Here is a 20,724-nt window from a genome sequence, read left to right on the forward strand (position 1 = left end):
GTCAGTCGGCGAGACCGACCTCTTCGGCACTGTTCTCGCCCGCTTCGGTGTCCTCGCTCTCCGCCGCTCCATCCTCGGATTCGAACGTCGGGAAACGGTCTTCGAATGCACCCCAGTCCACGTCCATCTCCTCGTCGGTCAGCGTCGCTGCATCGAGATCCGCTCGGAGCGCATCGTGGTCCATGTCGGTACCGATAAGGACGAGTCGGGTCCCTCTGTCACCCCACTCTTCATCCCACACCTCCTCTAGCTGGGCATTGGCCTCGAGGTAGGCCTCTCGCTCTTCGGCCGGACGGGCCGCAATCCACCCGCCCGCGGGTGCGATTCGGATGGATTGGCCAGCAGCATCTATCCCCAGTGCCATCTCCTCACGCCCCGCGAGCCAGAAGTGACCCTTCGACCGGACGACGTTCGTCGGAAACTCGTCCAGCAGCTCGGCGAATCGTTCGGGATGGAACGGTCGGCGGGACTCGAAGACGAACGAGGTGACGCCGTGTTCCTCCTCGGCGGACTCGTGCGGTTCCTGCAGTTCCTGCATCCAGCCCGCGGATTGACTCGCTTCGTCGAAATCGAACCGACCGGTATCGACGATTGCGTCCGGATCGACGGCGCCGTGTTCGGTGCGGATGATCTCCGCGCGCGGTTGCAGTACCTCGAGCATCGTTTCAATCTCGTCGAGCGTCTCCTCGTCGATGAGGTCACACTTGTTCAACAGGAGGACGTCACAGAACTCGATCTGTTCGACCAAGAGGCTTCCAAGGTCCTTCTCGGTGTCACCGTCCATGAGAGATTCCTTTGAATCGAACGTCGTCCAGAACTGGTGGGCGTCGACCACCGTGACGGTCGTATCGAGTTCGTAGTAGTCCATCACCTCGATACCGGTCTCCTCGTAGAACTCCGTCGGATCGAGATCACCTTGATCGAATCCCATGGTGAGCGTCTGGGCGACGGGTAACGGTTCGGCGACGCCCGTCGATTCGATGACCAGGTAGTCGAACTCGCGGGCTTGTGCGAGCTTCGCAAGCGCGTCCAGCAGGTCGCCGCGCAACTCACAACAGATGCAGCCGTTCGACAGTTCAATCAAATCTTCGTCGTCCTCCGAGATGTCCGAGTGTTCGGCGACGCGCTCGGCGTCGACGTTCACCTCGCCCATGTCGTTGACGAGGACCGCGACATCCAGGTCCGTTCGCGTGTTCAGGAGGTTATTCAGCACGGTCGTCTTGCCCGCGCCGAGGTTGCCGCTCAGCACGGTGACGGGAATCGTCTCTTGACTCATCTGTTATTAATACTAGAGCGTATATTATTTATAATTGGCTATCTACTACCAAATGTTGTTAACAGTGACACTCGAAGAAGCTCGGAAATACGAGTCGCTGGACGTAGCGATCGTCGGAGCAGGTGCCGCAGGCGTCGGTGTTGGAGTCGTCCTCGCGGATCTGGGTCTCGACTCCTACGCCATCCTCGAGCGAGACGAAGTCGGGGCGTCGTTCCAACGGTGGCCAGAGGAGATGCACCTCATCACACCATCGTTTCCCAGCAACAGTTTCGGCTGCCGGGACCTGAACGCGGTCACCACTGACACCTCGCCCGCATTTGCGCTCGACCGTGAACACCCGACCGGCAGAGAGTACGCCGAATATCTCCACGGAATCGTCGAGTTCCACGACTTACCCGTCCGAACCGGGGTAGACGTGGAGTCGGTACAGCGACACGACGACGGATTCGTACTCCACACGTCTACTGGCGTCATCCAGAGTCGATTCGTCATCTGGGCGGCCGGCCAGTTCGGGCAACCGAACGACGATCCGTTCCCCGGCGCGACTCACTGCGTCCACAACTCCCGAGTCGAGTCCTGGAGTACGTTCGCCAACGAGTGTGTCGAGGATCCCATCGTCGTCGGCGGCGGGTACGAGAGCGGTATCGACGCGGCACTCGCACTCGCCGATCTGGGTCACGAAGTGGTCGTCATCGACGAGGAAGGGCCGTGGCAGTTCCGGGGACCGGATCCGAGCGAGGTTCTCTCCCCATATACCAGCCAGCGGTTGCAAGACGCATTCGAACACGACGCACCGATCGCCCTCGAAGACGGAATTCGAATCGAGCGCGTCGATGTCGACGAAGAGACGTTCGACATAATCGGTACCGACGGAGCGTCGTTTACGACACGGAATCGGCCGGTGCTCGCGACCGGATTCGAGAGCGGACTCGGACTCGTCGACGAACACTTCGAGTTCGAGAACGGCCAGCCCCAACTGACCGAACGAGACGAGTCGACCACCACTCCCGGTCTGTTTCTCGCCGGTCCACAGGTCGCTCACAACGGCCAGCAGTTCTGCTTTATCTACAAGTTCAGACAGCGCTTCGCCGTCGTCGCCGACGAAATCGCCACCAGGCTCGACGTCGACCGAACTCCTCTCGACGAGTACCGTGAGAAGAGCATGTTCCTCGAGGACTTGTCATGCTGCGATCCCGACATGTGCGACTGCTAATTATGACACGAGATACTCCACAGAAAGACAGTGAAACCGAGCAACCGAACGAAGCGAGAGACGACAACCGACACGTCTGCCGAATGACGGGCCGCGAACAGGGTCTCGTCGGTAAGTACGACATCTGGCTCTGCCGGCAGTCGTTCCGTGAACTGGCTCCGAAGATGGGATTCGAAAAATATGACTGATGCACGGAATCTCACGGGCAACGTCCCATCGACGGAGAACGGCGGAAAGGAAACCGTCGTGGTCGTCGGCAAGGAGAGCGTCGGGAAGTCAGAAATCGTCGCTGGCCTCTCCGGGACGACGCCGACGACCGGGAACTTCCGGGGAACGACCGTCGACGTCGAGCGATACGAATCCGAGGAGTTCGTCTTTGTCGACACACCCGGTATCCTGCTCGGGACGGATACCGAGACCACTCGGACGGCGATCAGCACCGTCGAAGAGACCGAGACCGTGTTACTCGTCGTCCGCGCGACGAACATCGACGACGATCTCGAAGATCTGCTACCGCTGGCGCAAGGAAAGGTTGGCGCTATCGCGGTGACGTTCTGGGACAAAGTGGAGAACCCGGCCGCAGCGCGTGACGAACTGGACGCGCTTGCCGACGACCTCGGAGTCCCGATCGCTCCGGTGGACGCGCGAAACGTTTCCCGCGTCGCAACTGACGGCGGCGGCACTGCAATCGACGGCACCGACCACAAGCGACTCGTCAACGCGCTTCACGACGCCAACGAGTTCCCGGGGCGGGTTCACCGACAGACGGGTATTCATCTCGACCCGCCGGAGACGATTATCGAGCATCCGCTCCTCGGCCCGTTCGTCAGTATCGTCTTGCTCCTGTTGCCAGCCGCGGCCGCAGTTCACTTCGCCAACGCTGCGGCTGCCGAACTCTCCCCTCGAGTGAGTACACTTCTAGAACCCGCGGTCCAGTGGGCGAGCGATCTTCCAGGACCGCTCGCAGCAGTCCTGGGCGGCGACTACGGCCTGCTCTCGATGGGGCCGTTCCTGTTCGTCTGGGCTGGACCGACGATTCTCATCTTCGCGGTCTTCATGGCCGTCTACAAGAAGAGCGGACTCGTCACGCGAATCACGGCGTCACTCCACCCACACCTTCGGCGCGTGGGCCTCACCGGTCGGGATCTCGTTCGAGTGGTCATGGGATTCGGTTGTAACGTCCCGGCAGTCACCAGCACTCGAGGCTGTTCTGACTGTACGCGCCGAACGACCGTCTCGGCGATTGGGTTCGGCTCGGCCTGTTCGTACCAGTTCCCAGCGACGCTCGCTGTGTTCGCAGCCGTCGAGATGCCATGGCTCGTTCTCCCGTACGTCGGGATTCTCACGATCACGACACTCGTCTACGCTCGCCTGATCGCTCCCGAGCGTGCTCGAACGGCGTCGCTGGCTACCGAGAACCGCGCGTTCCTCCAGTGGCCGACCTGGCAGTCCGTGTGGCGCGAGGCTAAGACCGTGATTCGGAGTTTCTTCCTGAAGGCGCTCCCAGTCTTCGCCGGGATCGTCCTCGTCGCATCGCTTCTCGATTATTTCGGCATTCTGGACGTGATCGGTGAGGCCCTCTCACCAGTGATGGGGCTGTTCAACCTCCCCGGTGAGACCGCACTCGTCGTCGTGATGGGGTCGATCCGTAAGGACGGTCTGCTTCTGTTACAGTCGGATGGTCTCAGCGCGACGCTGTCCGCGATGACTCCCGTGCAGGTACTGACCGCCGTCTACCTAGCGGGGGTGCTACTTCCGTGCCTGGTGACTGCGATCACCGTCGCGAAGGAACTCTCCCCGAGGTACGCCGGACGGATGCTACTCCGTCAGGCAGCAGCTGCCGTCGGTTTCTCGCTACTCATCGGATGGGGTGGTGCCGTCATCTTATAACCGATGACCGGCGAAACAATGACACTCGCGTTCGAACTGGCTGCCCTGCAGCAGACTCGTGAACCACAGGCGGTGGTCGTCGGTGCGCGACAATGGGCGCAGAAGGTCGGTCTGACCACGGTAGATTCTGGGGCAGCCCACACCTTCAGTTCAAAAAATCTCGTTCGTCGCGACTTTCAGATAACGCCGACCACCTCGAACTTCCAGCATCTCCATACCCGGTTCACAACCGAGAGACACGTTCTGGTCGGCGAAGCTCCCGACCGTCCCGATTACCTTCCGCAGAAGTACTGGGAGTATCTCACTCTCGCGGACGCCGCCAGTGCTGCCGGCTGGGAACTCGACAACAAGGAGACCACGCCACGGAAACAGATGATCTCCTGGTTGGCTCGTGTACTCAGGAGTGTCCGAGATCGTTCACAATCGACTTTTGAGTGATCAACAGCACCACGAGTCAACGGATATTCAACCTAAAACTAGCTATCCTCCGAAACTGTGTGCACCCGGCAACCACGTGAATCTCGTCACGCACACCAACCACGGTCATCCGGAGGGGTACCTCTACGACATCTTAGAGAACGAACGCGGCGAAGACGTTGATTGGGAGTACATCGAACAGTGTGGTTGTGGGGGACACGTCCTCAGAGTTCACGTTCCGTAGCGTTCGTACTTCTTAAAACAATTCAACCCGAATATCTGCATCTTCGAGGTCGCTTACAAACGCATCAGCATCGGTTTCAATGGGCTCGAAGGTATCGTAGTGAACCGGGAGTACTATCTCAGGATCGATGTGCTGTGCGAATTCGGCGGCTTCACGCCGATCCATGGTGAAGTGGCCGCCGATCGGCGGAATAAATACGTCGGTGGTGACGGACCGATGGTGATCGAGGAAGTCAGTGTCAGACGAGAAGAAGACAGTTGTATTGTCGACGGTAAGGAGGAGACCGATTACTTCCCCTTCGGCGTGGAACGGAGTTCCGTCTTCGTCGACGTGCTCGCCTTCGGGATCGTTGTAGGCGGGTATCGTCCGAACAGTGATCCCATCGACCGTTCTTTCTCCCTCGAGTGGGAGGTCGACGACATCGAAGTCGAGATCGGTCGTGTCAACTGCATCGTAGACGGCGATGGTGGAATCCGAGGTGGCGACTGCCTCGATCGCGTCAGGGTCGTAATGATCGAAATCGTCGTGCGTGACGAACACGATATCCGCGTCTTTCGGCTCGCTATCCAGTACCTCGCTCCAGGGATCGATGTAGATAACGGTGTTATCGTCGGTTTCGATCCGAACGCTTGCATGTCCGAGTCGATCGAAGCTCAGGCTATCGTAATCGGTAGTCATTGCTACCAGATCATACGAATTCGAGTGACTTAGTACCCATCTCCGAGCGACTTTTCGGTTCCGTTTGGCCCGCAAAATTAAAGCGCAGGAATTCGCGATAGTAATACTCGATCTCGGTCGGTTGCGTTGGTGGCTTCAGTCCGTCGTATTTCGAATCGAAACTGCTAATTCGTGCGCGGCGGTGCCATGGGCCATGAAGACGCCGACACCGACGGCACCGACGAGCAACACCATGCTGATGACGCTCCAGATCATCGTCGCGCCGGTCGGCGTGTTGCCCGCGTCGGGGTTGTACGGCCACTCGTTCGTGAAGCTGGTATCGCTCCGCGGTCGATCGGTGTGAGAGATCCACGCGGTCCAGAGTGCGAAGTCGGCGAACTGTCGCGCTTCCTCCTCGGAGCCGATGAAATCAGCGGGGACGCCGCGCTCGAGCGATCCCTCGTGGTATCGCTGGGCGTACTCGTCGCGGACCTGTTCGTGTGCGTAGACCTCCGGGGCGGAGTACTCGATGGTTTCTGCGCCTTCGGTGAACTGCTCGTCGAGGTCGTCTTCGACGAGCCGATCGATTCCGCCCTGTTCGGCCGGCTTGAGGTCCGTGTACGCCGTCTCGTGCCGTTCCTGGGCGTAGTACTCCCGCACGTGTTCGACTTTCAGATCGAGCGTATCGGCGGTGTAATCGACGCCGTAGTACGCGCCGTTGCCGAGGATCGACCCGTGGTTCATCAGGCTATTTTGCTGGAACGCCACCTTCCCGTCCTGAACCTGCGATTGCGTGGCGACGGTTTCGCCGTCGGGGCCGATCACTTCCTGCGGAATCGGCGGGACCTGCTGTGCGGAGTACAGCGCACCGCCACCCAGCACCAGCAGATTGATCGCGAAAACCGTGATCAGCGCTTTCGCGATCGTCGATCTAGTGATTTGTATAGGTGATTGTTAATACGGACATCCGAAAGTATAGGTGTGCTGAAACTCTGCGATCATCACCGTGTGAGAAACCGACCGAATACGGCGTACTCGATCCTCGATGGCGGACCGATCCAAACCCCTCGAGAAATCGGTCAGACGCCGGCTCGTAAGACGGGCACGATCCGGCGCCGGTATCGAACAACGGGTCATCCGCGCCAAGCGGGACTGATGTACCGACATGCTAGCACGGTTGTCAAACGGTGGCATACACCTATCGGAGAAGATGTTCGATAAAAAGCAATAACGGACATCCGTTTCACAGGCGCGGTCTACATCGAGTCCGTACGGTCGAGCGTTCGCGCGACTTTGGCTGCGCGGAACTGATGCGAGATTCTGGGAGGGTCCCCTCTCGAGGCGCGAGAAACGAGACGCTCGAGGCCGTTCGATCGGCGTGCGTTCCTCACGGTGACGAGACTGACGAGACGGTGGAGTCGCCCCGGAATACGACCGAAAGCGTCGCTCTTCTCGGCCGAGGACCAACGGATCAGCGAGCGGTTCGAGATAGCTTCAGTCGGCGGACGGCGTAGCTGTACGCGCCTGTGCGCGCATCGTCGTGATCGTGCTGTAGATCACGGCCCCGCTGACCATGAACGCCGAGAGCAAGATCAGGGCGAAGCCCACGGTGTTGAACGCCTCGATGGCGAGGTAGTCGCCGGCCTGCTGGAACGCGACGGCGATCGATCCGCCCAGGAGCATCAGCCCGAAGTAGACCTTGATGTCGCCCTCGTCGACGATATTCGTCGACGCCGACCCGATCCGCGCCCCGAGCGCGCTGCCCGCGAGCAGCGGCGCGACGATCGAGAGGTCCACGCCGCCGTTGAGCCCGTAGGTGAACGAGCCGAACCCGCCCGAGAAGACGATCTCGAACAAGTCGGTTCCGACCGCGACGGGCACCGGGACGCCGATCAGGTAGAACATCGCGGGCATCCGGATGAACCCGCCGCCGACGCCGAGAAAGCCCGAGAGGAGCCCCGTCGCGAACGCGACGCCCAGAATCATCCACAGCGAGACCTGAATGCCGCCCGCGATCGTCATCATCGGCGGGACCCGGTGAGACTGAATCTTCTTCGCGATATCCGGAATATCGTCGGGGTCTATCTCCCCGTCCGCGGCGTCGTGGTGACCGCCGCCGGAACTATCTCCGTCGCTTTTGAGCGCGTTCCGGGTCACGAACAGGCCGATCACGCCCAACAGACCGACGTACGTGACGCCGATGACGCCGCTCGCGAGGCCGAGTTCCTCGAGCCGGTAGACCAAGATACTGCCGACCTCGATGCCGGCGGTGGTCCCGACGATCATCAGTCCGCCGAGCTTGTAGTCGACCTGGCCGAGGTCGTGGTGTTTCAGCGTCGCGATGACGGCCGTCCCGAAGACGAAGGCCATCCCGCTTCCGACGGCGACGCGGGCGGGATAGCCCATCACGAGTAACGCGGGCGTGACGAGAAACGAGCCGCCCATCCCGAAGAAACCGAACAGCACCCCGACCATGAAACCGAAACTCACGAACAGTGCGAGCGTCGTCAGTGCGATTCCGAACAGCTCCATCATGCGTGTTTGACTTTTTCGATGACCGGCATCGCGACTCGCTCGAGGGCGCCGTACCCGACGTAGAGGACGATCGCCTCGAGGAGGACGGCGCCGACGAGGGCGCCTGCCTGTACTGCTGGCGAAGAGCCGGCGAAGTCGATCATCGATATCGACCTCCGCCGGTTCGGTGGGTGTGGATCATGTCTTCAGTATCGACTACCCGGAGAGTGGATATAACGCTTTTGGGATTTCCACACAATATTACTGCAGCCTATGTAACGACTATCCTACGAAGATATCGATATAACTTATTCGAATATACGGAACCCACGATAGCCGGTCGACAGAACTCGCGCGCGGACATCTCCGATACTACAATGGAAGTGACCGTTCGCCGCTCGAACGTGTACGGGACTCAGACGGTGGCCGTCCAAGCACCGTCCAATCGCTGTCGGATCGCCACTCGATCGGTACTCGACCACTGTTCGATCGTCCGCCGTCGAACAGCTGATATTGATGCCCAAAAACAATATTATCGCGTCGCTCCTACGAAGGGTATGAAAGCGATCTGTGCAACCGACCTCTCCGCCGCAAGCGAGGCGACGATCGAGAGCGAGACCTGCCTCGAGTGTCTGGGCCGAATCGGCGTCGACGAGATCCACCTCGTGACCGTGATTCCGTCGAATGTCCACGCGGGCATGCCCGGGATGGACTTCGAGGACCGACGCGAGCAAGCGCTTTCGCGCTATCGACACGTTATCGAAGACGCCGGCTTCGACGTCGACGCGCACGTCGTCCGGGGCACGCCACACCGACGCATCAACGGCGTCGCGGAGGCGATCGGTGCCAGTCTGACGGTCGTCGGCTCGCGCGGAACGAGCCCGCTCGAGAACCGTGTCATCGGCTCGACCGCGCGCAACCTCGCGCGGACGACGGTCGTACCGCTGCTGGTCAACCGAATCGAACGCGGGGGCGAGGACCCGGACGTCGTTCGCGAGCGTCTGTTCCGACGGATGCTGTACGCGACGGACTTCTCGGAGAACGCGGAGCAAGCGTTCGATGTCGGATCGCTCGTTCACTCGCCGATAGAGCGGTCAGTATTGTGTTTATCGAGACCTTCCAAACTCATTGCGGCCAGGACAGGCGTCGGTCGTATTCGTATGCGATCGAACTCGAGCAACGGTATCGTCCCATCAAGAATCGTCGTTCGGAACTGCGAACCGCAATCGTCGTATCCGACGATCGGTCAATCGAGCTGTTTCGACAATGATCTCCGACCAGACCGCCCCTTGAGTATTGCTCCATATACACAAAACCATTATATCCACTGAGCCCGTACAATCGATCGATGAGCAACAGTGTCGAGGACGAACGGCGACGAATCCGCGAGCGCAAGAAACGAGAACTACAGCAACGCCTCGAGAACGGCAGGAGCCTCGAGGACGCCAACGACGGAAGCGATGCGCCCGACGAACCGATCGCGATCACGGGTCAGGGTCACCTCGAGTCGGTCGTCGACGGACACGACGTCGTCCTCGTGGACTGCTACGCCGACTGGTGTGGCCCCTGCAAGATGCTCGAGCCGACGGTCGAAGCCCTAGCCGCGGAGACCGACGCCGCCGTCGCGAAGGTCGACGTCGATGCCAACCAGCGGATCGCCCAGCAACTGGGCGCTCGCAGCGTGCCGACGCTGGTCTTGTACGCCGACGGTCAGTTGACCGAGCGGCTGGTCGGCGTCCAGGATCGGGCGACCCTCGAGTCGCTCATCGAGCAACACGCCTAACCCTCGGACGCCACGTCTAACGTCTCAGATTCCGGAATCACGCGTCCGACGGAAACGAGAGCCGACGGCGGTTGGGGGCGTCGTCGCATAGACGAGTTTCGGTTCGCCGTCGCGGGCTCGAAAGTTGGAAGCGAGCCGACCACGTCGTTTTTTGGTACTGCTTTGCCCACGAGAGGCCGTCAGCGCCGGCGTATCCGCGGGCGACACCGCGGTCGTCATCGGCGACGGCGCGGTCGGGTTGTGCGGCGTGCTCGCCGCTCAGCGCCTCGGTGCGGAGCGGATCATCGCGGTCGGCCACCACGAGGACCGCCTCGAGATCGCCGACGAGTTCGGCGCGACCGAGACGGTGGCAGAGCGCGGCGAGGCCGCCATCGAACGCGTCCGAGAGCTGACCCACGGGGGCGCGACGCACGTCATGGAGTGCGTCGGTGCCGCGTCCGCGATGAACACCGCCATTGGGGTCGCCCGCCCCGGTGGGACGGTCGGGTACGTCGGCGTACCCTACGGCGTCGAAGACGGCGGCCTGGACGTGTTCTCGATGTTCTCGGACAACATCTCACTGCGGGGCGGCGTCGCACCGGTTCGGGAGTACGCCGAGGAACTAATGGCCGACGTGTGTCAAGGGACGCTCGATCCGTCGCCGATCTTCACGGAGACGGTCGACCTCGACGGCGTTCCGGCTGGGTATCGCGCGATGGACGAGCGCGAGGCTATCAAAGTGCTCGTAAAGCCCTGATACCGCGCTAGTTCTCGGGGATCGTTACGCGAAGCTCACCGTTTACTTCGTAGAGGTACCCCCGATCGATCAATCGAGACAGTGCGTGGGCCGCGTCCCCGTCCTCGAGGTCGACCTCCGAAGCGTCGCGGAGGACCTCGAGGGCGCGGTCGCGCGGGATCGACTGTCTGTTCCGGGACTCCACCGTGTCGCAACTGTGCGTCGCGAGGAGTTCGTAGGCGTCCATAATCCACCCGGGAAGCGGCGGGCGCGGATCGGTGAGATCGGTCATCGCAGCGACGTACTCTCGTTTTCGTGCCCGACTCGTTTAATGATATCCCCCGTTCGGGCGACGAACCCCCGCTGTCGAGAGCCACCGACGTTCGAGGATTCCATGCTCCGATCGAATCTTTCCGTTTTTATGGCTCGAAGGGACTACAATCATCGAGAATGCGGATCCGCTCTCCAACGGACCCGACGCGCGACCTCGAAACCACCGAGAACGCCCGTGGTCGCGACGTTCACGTCGGCTTTGCGGGCCCGTGCGTACGAGACGGCCGCCGAAGTCAATCATGTCACACGGACCATCACAGGATACAGCGGTCTCGAGCGACGACCGTACGGCGAACGAACAACTAGAAAGAGACGGTCCCGCACCGACCGTCCCGACCGGAAAGAGCATCGCAGAACTGACGATCAAGGCGGTACTGATCGGCCTCGCGCTGAACGTGGTGCTGTTGACCGCGAACATGTACCTCGGGATGCGCTCCGGGATGACGATCAGCGCCTCGATTCCGGCCGCGGTCATCAGCATGGGCGTGTTCTACGCGCTTCGAAACGCCGGTATCGGCGGGACGATACTCGAGAACAACATCGTCCAGACGATGACCTCCGCGGGCGAGGCGCTCGCGGCCGGCGTGATCTTCACGATCGCCGGCGTCACGTTCCTCGACCAGCCCATCGACATCGCGGAAACCGCATCGGTCGCGATTCTGGGCGGGCTCCTCGGGGTTCTGTTCATGATCCCGATGCGCCGATACCTCATCGTCGAGAGACACGAGGAACTCCCCTATCCTGAGGGGACTGCGTGTGCAGACGTCCTCGAGGCCGGCTCGGAAGGGGAAGGCGGCATCAAGCTCATCTCGCTTGGCTTTCTCTCGAGTTTCGTCTACATGTGGCTGGCAAACGGGATGGCCGCGTTCAGGACGACCATTCAGACGGCCTTCTCGGCAGGGCAGACCCGCGGGTTCGCCATCGGGGGCGATTTCACCCCCGCGCTGATCGGCGTGGGATACATCATCGGTCCGAAAATCGCCGGCTACGTGTTCGGCGGCGGCCTGCTCGCCTGGATGATGCTGATCCCGCTTCTCATTACTGGCGGGTTCGTCCCCGAGGCGGCCGCCAACGCGACGCTCATGGCTCAGGCGAACGCGGTCTGGGACGAGTACATCCGCTACATCGGTGCCGGTGCGATGCTCGTCGGCGGATTTTACGCGATCCTCTCGATGGGCGGGACGATTCGGGACGCGCTGGGGACTGCCATGGCCGAACTCCGCGGTTCTGGGGCGACCGCGACGGGCCAACGGCGGCGAACGCAGCGTGACCTCCCGATGAAACTCGTCGTCGGCGGGGCGGCCGTAATCGCCCTCGCGCTGGTCGCGGTCCCGCAGATCCAGGTCGGACTGCTTGGTGGGGTCATCGCCGTCATCGCCGCGTTCCTCTTCGTCGCCGTCTCTGCGTACCTGGTCGGCGTCGTCGGGAGCTCGTCGAACCCCGTCTCCGGGATGGCCATCGCGACGATCCTGATCGCCGCGCTCGCGCTGAAATCGACCGGCGTGACCGATCCCGTCGTGGTACTCGTGACAGCTTCGGTCGTCGCGATCGCCGCCGCGGTCGCAGGCGACACCTCGCAGGATCTGAAAACCGGCTACCTCCTCGGTGCGACGCCGCGCAAACAACAAATCGCACAGATGATCGGGATCGCTATCTCCGCGCTCTTTGCGGGCTGGGTGCTTTCGTTCTTCCATCAGGCGTACGGAATCGGTAGCGAGACCATTCCCGCACCGCAGGCCGGCATGATGGCGCTGATCTCCGAGGGCGTTCTCACCGGTACCGCCCAATGGGGGATGATCCTCATCGGAGCCGTCTTCGCGATCGTCCTGATCCTCATGAACGTCCCCGTCCTGCCTTTCGCCGTCGGGATCTACCTTCCGATCACGCTCGCAACCCCGATTTTCCTGGGCGGCTTGCTCCGGGCCGGGATCGACAAGTACGTCGCGTGGAAGGGCGACCCGGACGGCTCCGTCGCGAAGCAGACGACCTATCGGGGCCGGATCATCGCCGCGGGGCTGATTACCGGTGAGGCGATCATGGGGATCGTCATCGGCGCGCTCTACATCCGCGGCATCGGAACGGAGACCGGGGTCCCGTTCCCGCTCGAGTTCGGCGCCGGAACGCAGACGATTCTCGGCGTCGTCGCCCTCGTGGCCCTCCTCGGAATCTTCACGGGCGGCGTCCTCCGCGGGTCGCAATCGCCGGACGCATGAGTTCCCACGCGCCGAGTTCGATTCCGACGCGAACGACCGACGACTGGGACGTAACGACCAGCGACGGTGATCGACGAGTCACGATCAGGTGGACGAAAAACCCCCGAAACCGTCTCGACAAGTTCCTGTTCGACCTCTTCGGGACGAGTCGAGAACACGACCTCACGCTCGATTCGGTCGGAACCACCGTCTGGACCCACTGTGACGGCGAACACACCGTCTCGGAGATCGCAGCAATCGTCGCCGACGAACACGATGCCGATCGGGTCGAGCCCGTCGACGAGACGCTCGCGCACTTTCTCATGCAACTCGAGGAACGAGACCTCGTTCGGTTCGAGAACCAGAAAGACGAGTGATCGGCTGCGACCGGCAGTATCGTCGTTGGTCGTCCCAGCGAGGCCGAACGAATCCGAAGACGAAACGAGCGACGCTCGAGCGGTGCATATCGATACGGCACTGCTGTAGAAAAATTTATACTAGGTATGTGCTACGTTGTACGTACCCAACTGCCGTTGTCGATCCCGCGAAACCCGTCGACGAAGGCGGTTGCCCCTACCCATGGATTCGACGATACAGGAGGTCAGACCTGACGAACTGGCGGCTGTCGTGACACCGGGCGAGGTAACGCTCGTTCTCGCCGCACCCGGAACCGGAAGCTCACAGCAACTTCGATCGGTGGGCCAACCCGTCGACAGGCTCCCCGAGACAACGAAATTCGACGACGAACTCGTGATCGTGGAAGACTTCGTTGCTGCGGTGTTCGCTCTCGAGGACGAACTCCTCTCGACCTACTGTCACGAGTACGGCGAGAAATCGCTGTTCGCCAGAGCGGACGGCGCGGTGCTCCTCGCCTGCCCCAGAAGCTTTGACTGGCTCTGTCAGAGCGACCGAGGGGTATCCGACCAGTTCGTCGGTGCGATCGATTCCGTTCTACTCGTCCGAACGCCCCCGACAGCCGTTTGGGATGCAGTCGACGACACTCGACGGCGCATCAATACGCGGAGTCTCGGCGGCTTGCGAGACACCGAGCGAGCGGCGATACTCGAGCGGGCCTGGTACCCGCCGTACGCCTTCGAGACGCCGGAGCTACGACGCCGTCTCGGCTGGTACGGTGGGACAGTCACGCCGGCGGCGTTTCTTTCCCTCTCGAAAAACGACGACTCGCCGGCCATCATGCCCGAGGACGTCAGGAGGGCGTTCGGAGACCACGATGTTTCGAGCGGGGCGTTCGACGAACAGTTCGTCGAGACGATCTCGCGACTCGTTCCAAACGGTGGCCTCCCGAGTCGAATCCCGAACGACCGCTCGCCGCCGGTGCTCGCTGCGGTCGCGCTGGTCGCAATCGGGCTGGCTTCGGACGCGGACTGGCTCGACTCGTTCGATCGATACCGGGTGCTCCCCGCGACCGCGGCGGCGCTCGAACGGAACCTGGATCTGCCGCCCGGAACGGTCGATCACCTTCGGGTGTTCGCCGCGACTCCCGCTCGAGCGGCGATCCGAGACCACCTCGACGAAGCCGGAGAGTCGGCCGTCGATGTCGCTCGGAGTGTCCTCCGAGAGACAGCAGATGCGCTCGGTTCGGAGCAGTCGTCGCTCGAGGCGATTTCGACCGAACCCGACGCGTTCGACTCGCATCCGCTCGTCGGTTCGTGGCACTGGGATGGCCTCCAGACACTGTCCGATTCAGCGGCTGAACGAGAGCTGCCAGCCTCGTCACGAGAGCGAAACGGCTCCCACGATAAGGAGGGGGCAGACTGGACATCGCTCGTCGACAGGGACGAACTCCTCGAGGCGCTCGATGGAGGACTGGTGATCCTATCAGGACCGAAGACAAGCGGCAAGCGACGGCTCGCTGCATCGCTCGCTTCGGAACTGTCCGACTGGGGGTCGACCGTCTTACTCCCCGATCTCTCTCGTCCGTCCCACATCCGGACCGGCGTCGATGCGACGCCGAACGCGGTCGTCATCGCGACGTACGGGGCCGAACCGGCGCGGATCACCGGCGGCGACGGCGTTCGGGCGCTCCCCGAATGGGTAGCAGACGGGAGCTGTGCAGGCGCAGTACTCATCTGTGACGACAGCGACCGTGAGCGCCTCGAGCACGCCAGTGAGCGGGCTGCGTGTGAGGAACTGGCCGCCTGGAACGACCGGGTCGAGTTCGTCCTCGAGGACCCGAACGACGTTTCCAATCGCGACCCAGCGGTCGTCGCCGGCGATCTGCTCGAGGCGATCGGTTGGAACCGGGTTCAGTCGCCGTCGCGTCGGACCGTCGACATCGAACCGGTTAGAGACCAGAGCACGCTCGCAGCAGTTGCGGGGTGTCCGGATCACGCACTCGAAGGCGAGTTCGTCGGAAACGTCGTGGCGGCAGCTATCGATACTCTCAGGGTCACTCACGACCCCACCGCGGCCGAGCAGTGGCTCTCGTTCATCGACGAACTCGTGGCGGACGTCGGCCGGAATCGGAATGCCGACGCCGCTGGGCCGCTGCGGTACCGCGGCGAGGTTTACGGGACCGCGATCGCTGCCGTGGCGACGGCGGACCCGACGACGAACGAGTGGGTTCACGCGATCGCCCGCAACGTGTCGACTCTCACTAACGAAACCGCAACCCCGAACGGTCAGGAATCCGTCGGCGGTGACCTCGAACCGTTCGCCACCACCTTCGCGGGGGCACTTGCAATACTGGTCGATCCGCCGGCGGGAGAGCGGATAAACCACGCCGCAGTGGGGTGTGTCGATCAGACGCTCCACGATATGGTCTCGGAGGACGGGTCCCAGTTCCCGCTACACTTCGTCTACGGCAGCGTACTCGAGCGAATCGTTCACCGCTTCGAGGACCCCACGGCGGCGGATGCTAGTCTCGTCACGATACTCTCGCTCGTTCGCCAGCGTGCGATGGAGCCGAACGATTGGGCCACAGCCGGAGTGCTCCAGCACGCCTTCGGTTCCATGCTCGGAGCCGTGGCGGGTGCCGAGCGTTCGCCCGAAGCGCTGTCGGCCTGGGTGACCGATATCGGGTCTCGCGCTCGGGACTCGGTCTCTCTCATCGCAGACCCTGATGCTCAAACGTCGATGCTCGAGGGCTGCTACGGGGCTGGGATCGGACTGTGGGTATTCGAACACGGCTGTCCGGACGACGCGTTCGTCCCCTGGCTCGAGGCTGTCGGTACGGAGCTGTCTCGAACGGCAGTCAAAGCGGACATCGACGATCCCGAGGCGTTCGTAACCGATGCCTACGGCCAGGCCGTTCGATCCGTCGTCCAGACGGGCGACCTCGAGCGAGCGGAGCAATCGTTCTCGAACTGCCACCGGCTGGTCGATGCGATCGCGAGTTCTGCCCGCTTCGCGAACGAGCGAGCGCTTCGGTCATCGCTACACGCGAAGGCGCTTGCCGCCTTCGGCGACGTCGAACTCGAGTACCCGGACGAAGTCGGTCAGTACCCCTACGGCACCGATTCGATCCCGTTCGACGACGCACTCGGGTTCGAAGACTGGATAGAACTATACGATCGATCGGTGATGCAGGGCGACGTAGCCGACACAGCCGTCACGGAAAGGGGACAGTACGTGACGGACATCTACTGCGGGGTGCTGTCGACACACGCGCGCGGCTTCGACGCGGACTCGGACGGCGGAGTGACGCCACGCGGAGAACACGCGTGGTATTCCGGCCTCGTGGATCGAATCGATTCGAGGGCGACCACGGCCGAGTCAATCGACGATCCGGCAACCTTCCTCGTGGACGTATTCGGGGACGCGGCGGTCCGATGGGCGGCCGAGGGAGCCCCCAGTCGCACACAGGAGTGGCTCGAGGTGCTCGGCCAGTCGCTGCGGACGTGTCAGGCGTCCATCGACAAACCGGCGACGTCTGCATGGGACGACGCGTTCGCATCGACGGACGCCGAGGTGCTCGCGGCAGCACTGACGCGGACCGATGTCGGCGAGCGGACACACGACCGGTTGGTCGACGCAGTTGTCTCACGAATCGAGGCGGACGCGACTGCGCCTACGTATTCACCGCACCCGTCCACTCACATCGTCTCGGTGTTCGGTGGCGCGCTCGCACTCGCCGCCGACGGTCCGCCCGAGGCGGTGCGGTTCGGGATCGCCGAGGTGCTGATCGTCCTCGAGAACGAAGTTTCACCCGAGTGTGACGAACTCGAGCGAGCGACTCGTTTCGAACGAGTGTACGCGGCGGCGCTCGCGAAGGTCGGTCGATCAGACACCAACGACTCGAGGACGGTGGAGTGGCTGGATATCGTAACCGACAGGATCGAAACGACAGCGCGGCGCGAGATGCCGGAACGGCCAGCCGAGTTCGTCGCCGCTGTGTACGCTCGAGCGCTCTGTCAGGCGTCCCGGGACGGTGTCGACGAGTGGTACCGACGACTCGATGCGACGCTCCGCGAGTTCGCGATGGGACCGTCCGTCGACGATCCGGCCGCGTTCCTGGAGCGTGTCTACGCCGGCGTGATCCGTGACGGTGCAACGGGAGACGAACCCGAAAAACGGATCGAGCGGTGCATCGAGTTCGTGGACGAATCGATACGGACTGCGGTAGATGCGAACGTAATCCACTCAGCGGACGCGTTCGAACGAGTCGTAGAGCAGGCTGCCGACAGGCTGTCGGCGGCTACCCAAGCAGATCGCGACGACGCAGCGAGACGTCTCGGTCACGGACTCCGAGAGACGGGACATCGCACCCTCGCAGACGAAACCGTCGAACTCGAGAGAACCGACACCTGATACCGGTGAAGACTCGTATCTGGACGAGTGAGCCGACGACCTACTCGAAGGACTCGTCCGATCGATAGGAGGACGATTCTCGGTAACACACGCCAGAGACTAACAATGGAGGGCGCGTTAGTCATCGTATGTCGTTCGATTCCGAGCGCGTCACGACAATCACGTTCGTCAGTAACGATATCTGCGAACCCACCGGGCTCAACCCGTCGAACCAACGCTGATGTGTCTCACTCCGATTGGTTTTCTCCTGTTTCTGACTCAAGTGCGGTTTCGACGGCGTAGCTAATATTGGAACTACTCGTCCCGCCGGATCCGCGGTGATACACTTCTCCGCTACCATCGATAACAATCGTTGTCGGAAACGGTACGATCTCGTAATAGTCGGTGGACGAAGCCGACTCATCGACACCGAGCAACCAGTCACCGACAGTGTTTTCCGCCCACCACTCAGCCAGTTCTGCATCTGTATCTGCTGGCCCACTCCAGTCGTTTATCGTCACGAACCGTACCCGTTCCTCGTTGCTTTCCGACATTGCTTCCGCGACGTTCTCGGTTTGACCCTCGCTCGTGGGACAGTACGATCTGGCGAAGTGTAAGACCTGGACGATCCCCTCATCGGGGACCGAAATCGTCCCGCGCTCGCTCCCGCGTGCCTCGATTGTCCTAATTTCGAACGGTGGCCCCGGTTCGACGGCTTCGCTTTCGGGTGAGTCGGATGGATCCGCCTCCGACTCGGCGTCGAGACATCCCGCAAGCAGTGTGACCGCACCCACGGCTGTCGACGACGCGAGGAATTGGCGCCGTCGCAACCTCTCCCCGATTCTTCGCGTCCCGCTGGTCCGCTCTATCGGTTTCTCTGATTCCACAGATCGCCATCTTGGGCCCATATTATATCGATAGTGATAGGACAGCATAGGAGTTAGGTTCGCAGTTCGAACACCATCACAACCAGGAACGCTGTCGTTGTCGTTAACGGGGGGTGATACTCCCATTGAATGGCTAATTATTCGCAGCGAGTACCCCGGCCCCGACTGACACCGCTGGACGGACTCGTTTACGTTCCGGTTAGTGGTATCTGATACATCAGTGTGAAACGAGTTCGTACCACAGTACGTGGCGGTATCGAAGAGTGCTTCTGTACGACCCCTCCGGCCTCCCGATCGTCCGTAACTGCCGAGTCCGACCATCCGCAGCCGACGAGTCCCGCTCGTAGCTGTGCCCGACCGCGACCGTAGCTGTTCCCGATCGCGATCTGGAGCGACGCGTCCACGCTCGAGCGATTCAGTAATACCGGCTGGCCACAATGGTACAGACCGTCCCGTGTGAGACGGGCGGTGCAGTACCGCGGTTGGCGGATCGATAGCCATCAACCGATCGTGCTACGAACGCAGTTTCTCGGTGAGAAACGCGGAACGTACGCTTTTGTCGTCACCGTTCCAATACCCGTACATGGCGCTCGGTCGTGACGCTCGCTCGTCGATCGGGACCGTACTCGGTATCGCCTTCGTAATTATCGCCGTCGTGGGAACGCAGTTTCTCGGCTGGGAATGGGGGAGCGGACAGCCGCTTCCGACGGCCATCGGGATCGTCGCCGCCGGTATCGCACTCGTTGTCGTCATCGTGCGCTTGCTCAGGTGACTGGAGCGATGTGACCGGAAAGAGATGTGACAACAGACGTTCGATTCCGAGATGACGATCGATCAGGTATCGGCGTGCCACTCGAGCGAGTAGATTCCCTCGGTCGTCCCGACGTGTCCACAGTACCGAACCGCTCTCCGCGTCGAACGCTCGCACGACACCGACGGAATTGGAAACGTAGACGACGCCGTCGACGACGAACGGGCTCGTGGAGCCGGTACCTACCGACTCGTCGTGCCACCGCTCTTCGCCCTCTCGATCGAGCGCGTACAGGCCGATACAGTCGTCGTCGGTGCAGTAGCCGAAGTAGATTCCCGTATCCGTGACTGTGAGTTCGGAGTAGGTGTCCATTCCGCTTGTCTTCCCATACCCCCACTGGCGCTCACCAGTCGTGCTATCGATCGCGATGACCTGTCCGCCAGACCGTTCCCGACCGAACACCACACCCTGTGAGACGGTGTCGATCTCACCACCTGCGTTGTAGCGCCACTGGTACTCGCCCCCTGTGCCATCATCAGTGAGCCTGAGACAGCCGATTAGGGACGCGCTCCCGACCGCGCCCGCCCCCGCGAGCATCCGTCTTCGTTTCACACCAACGAAGTTGAAATGGAGAGTGAAATGTTTTCTGGACAATGTATGAGGGGCCAGAGAGAATCGAACGATTCGCACGAGTGGTGATGGTTCGGAATGTGGACGAAAAACGGGAGACAACCACCGCAGACTACGAGGACTGACTGGATGTCATAGCGGAAATACGCGACGACGAGCATCGTTTCTCACGCAGACATCCGAGTGCTCAGGCCGGCCTGTCGACTGTCAAATCGAAATAACAGAGTAGCATGGCCAAACCCTCCCGCTCGTCGTGCTGTTCTCTCCATCTCCTTCCTCGAGCGGGCGTCGGGATCTACGAACCATTAAAACAGTAGTAACTAATTGCAACACCATATGGACCGACGACCAGCGCGTCGAACCGGAGACGTGAATCGCCTCGAGAACCGGGGTCTTCGAGATGCTACGACGCGTTCGCAACGCCGATTTCGTCGCGGTTCGACCCGTCACCGGTCTTCCCCCGCACCCGGTAT

At 61.7% G+C, this 20,724-nt stretch carries 17 protein-coding genes and 2 pseudogenes; 11 read left to right on the forward strand and 8 right to left on the reverse strand.

From position 1 onward, the window contains the following. Position 1: 1 nt before the first annotated feature. Positions 2 to 1,276, reverse strand: a complete 1,275-nt coding sequence (locus EL22_RS00455) for a GTP-binding protein (protein ID WP_050049641.1) — start codon at positions 1,274 to 1,276, stop codon at positions 2 to 4. Between the two features lie 52 nt (positions 1,277 to 1,328). Between EL22_RS00455 and EL22_RS00460 the strand changes: the two genes are divergently transcribed. The 5 genes from EL22_RS00460 to EL22_RS19235 are packed head-to-tail and all read left to right on the forward strand — an operon-like array spanning position 1,329 to position 5,040. Then, entirely contained in the window at positions 1,329 to 2,489 is a 1,161-nt protein-coding gene (locus tag EL22_RS00460; RefSeq protein WP_197075812.1) for an NAD(P)/FAD-dependent oxidoreductase, read from the forward strand. Between the two features lie 2 nt (positions 2,490 to 2,491). Continuing rightward, entirely contained in the window at positions 2,492 to 2,677 is a 186-nt protein-coding gene (locus tag EL22_RS00465; RefSeq protein WP_050049643.1) for a 30S ribosomal protein S14, read from the forward strand. Continuing rightward, positions 2,670 to 4,379 (forward strand): nucleoside recognition domain-containing protein, encoded by a 1,710-nt coding sequence (locus EL22_RS00470; RefSeq protein ID WP_050049644.1) that lies wholly within the window; start codon positions 2,670 to 2,672, stop codon positions 4,377 to 4,379. Before EL22_RS00465 ends, EL22_RS00470 begins: the two co-directional genes overlap by 8 nt. Before the next feature lie 3 nt (positions 4,380 to 4,382). Continuing rightward, on the forward strand, positions 4,383 to 4,817 hold the full coding sequence (locus tag EL22_RS00475; RefSeq protein WP_050049645.1) for a hypothetical protein: 435 nt from the start codon (positions 4,383 to 4,385) through the stop codon (positions 4,815 to 4,817). Then, positions 4,771 to 5,040 carry a hypothetical protein gene (locus EL22_RS19235; protein ID WP_082146623.1) on the forward strand — a complete coding sequence of 90 codons (270 nt, stop codon included), beginning with the start codon at positions 4,771 to 4,773 and terminating at the stop codon, positions 5,038 to 5,040. Before EL22_RS00475 ends, EL22_RS19235 begins: the two co-directional genes overlap by 47 nt. Positions 5,041 to 5,052: 12 nt before the next feature. Here EL22_RS19235 and EL22_RS00485 read toward each other — a convergent pair whose 3' ends face one another. The 4 genes and pseudogenes from EL22_RS00485 to EL22_RS17815 form a co-directional block, all read right to left on the reverse strand. Continuing rightward, positions 5,053 to 5,718 carry an MBL fold metallo-hydrolase gene (locus EL22_RS00485; RefSeq protein ID WP_050049647.1) on the reverse strand — a complete coding sequence of 222 codons (666 nt, stop codon included), beginning with the start codon at positions 5,716 to 5,718 and terminating at the stop codon, positions 5,053 to 5,055. Between the two features lie 192 nt (positions 5,719 to 5,910). Beyond that, a pseudogene (locus EL22_RS00490) lies at positions 5,911 to 6,642 on the reverse strand (cytochrome B); the annotation flags it as partial. 549 nt (positions 6,643 to 7,191) lie between these two features. After that, complete coding sequence (locus EL22_RS00500; protein WP_050049650.1) at positions 7,192 to 8,229, reverse strand: sulfite exporter TauE/SafE family protein; 1,038 nt, start codon at positions 8,227 to 8,229, stop codon at positions 7,192 to 7,194. Beyond that, complete coding sequence (locus EL22_RS17815; RefSeq protein ID WP_197075813.1) at positions 8,229 to 8,375, reverse strand: hypothetical protein; 147 nt, start codon at positions 8,373 to 8,375, stop codon at positions 8,229 to 8,231. The genes EL22_RS00500 and EL22_RS17815 overlap by 1 nt, the downstream gene beginning before the upstream one ends. Positions 8,376 to 8,768: 393 nt before the next feature. On the opposite strand from EL22_RS17815, the gene EL22_RS00505 reads away from it, so the two are divergent. From EL22_RS00505 to EL22_RS00515, 3 genes and pseudogenes are all read left to right on the forward strand, one after another. Further along, on the forward strand, positions 8,769 to 9,542 hold the full coding sequence (locus EL22_RS00505) for a universal stress protein (RefSeq protein WP_082146624.1): 774 nt from the start codon (positions 8,769 to 8,771) through the stop codon (positions 9,540 to 9,542). Positions 9,543 to 9,559: 17 nt separating this feature from the next. After that, positions 9,560 to 9,994, forward strand: a complete 435-nt coding sequence (gene trxA / locus EL22_RS00510) for a thioredoxin (RefSeq protein WP_050049651.1) — start codon at positions 9,560 to 9,562, stop codon at positions 9,992 to 9,994. 175 nt (positions 9,995 to 10,169) lie between these two features. Continuing rightward, positions 10,170 to 10,730: pseudogene (locus EL22_RS00515) on the forward strand (zinc-binding dehydrogenase); the annotation flags it as partial. Positions 10,731 to 10,737: 7 nt separating this feature from the next. Here the strand turns inward: EL22_RS00515 and EL22_RS00520 are convergent. Next, a complete protein-coding gene (locus EL22_RS00520; protein ID WP_050049652.1) occupies positions 10,738 to 11,001 on the reverse strand; it encodes a hypothetical protein in 264 nt (87 codons plus the stop codon). A gap of 280 nt (positions 11,002 to 11,281) precedes the next feature. On the opposite strand from EL22_RS00520, the gene EL22_RS00525 reads away from it, so the two are divergent. The 3 genes from EL22_RS00525 to EL22_RS00535 all read left to right on the forward strand — a co-directional run bounded on the left by EL22_RS00525 (position 11,282) and on the right by EL22_RS00535 (position 18,004). After that, positions 11,282 to 13,255 carry an OPT family oligopeptide transporter gene (locus EL22_RS00525; RefSeq protein WP_050049653.1) on the forward strand — a complete coding sequence of 658 codons (1,974 nt, stop codon included), beginning with the start codon at positions 11,282 to 11,284 and terminating at the stop codon, positions 13,253 to 13,255. Next, the gene (locus EL22_RS00530) at positions 13,252 to 13,611 is read left to right on the forward strand and encodes a PqqD family protein (protein ID WP_050049654.1); all 360 of its coding nucleotides are present in this window, start codon (positions 13,252 to 13,254) and stop codon (positions 13,609 to 13,611) included. The genes EL22_RS00525 and EL22_RS00530 overlap by 4 nt, the downstream gene beginning before the upstream one ends. A gap of 202 nt (positions 13,612 to 13,813) precedes the next feature. Continuing rightward, on the forward strand, positions 13,814 to 18,004 hold the full coding sequence (locus EL22_RS00535; protein ID WP_050049655.1) for a hypothetical protein: 4,191 nt from the start codon (positions 13,814 to 13,816) through the stop codon (positions 18,002 to 18,004). 227 nt (positions 18,005 to 18,231) lie between these two features. Here EL22_RS00535 and EL22_RS00540 read toward each other — a convergent pair whose 3' ends face one another. Both EL22_RS00540 and EL22_RS19090 read right to left on the reverse strand, forming a co-directional pair. Then, positions 18,232 to 18,777, reverse strand: coding sequence for a hypothetical protein (locus EL22_RS00540; RefSeq protein ID WP_050049656.1), 546 nt, complete (start codon positions 18,775 to 18,777; stop codon positions 18,232 to 18,234). Between the two features lie 655 nt (positions 18,778 to 19,432). Further along, positions 19,433 to 20,233: a PQQ-binding-like beta-propeller repeat protein gene (locus EL22_RS19090; protein WP_343123173.1), complete on the reverse strand. Its 801-nt coding sequence runs from the start codon at positions 20,231 to 20,233 to the stop codon at positions 19,433 to 19,435. Positions 20,234 to 20,724 lie beyond the last annotated feature (491 nt).

Source organism: Halostagnicola sp. A56, assembly GCF_000691505.1.
Taxonomy (GTDB): Archaea; Halobacteriota; Halobacteria; order Halobacteriales; family Natrialbaceae; genus Halostagnicola.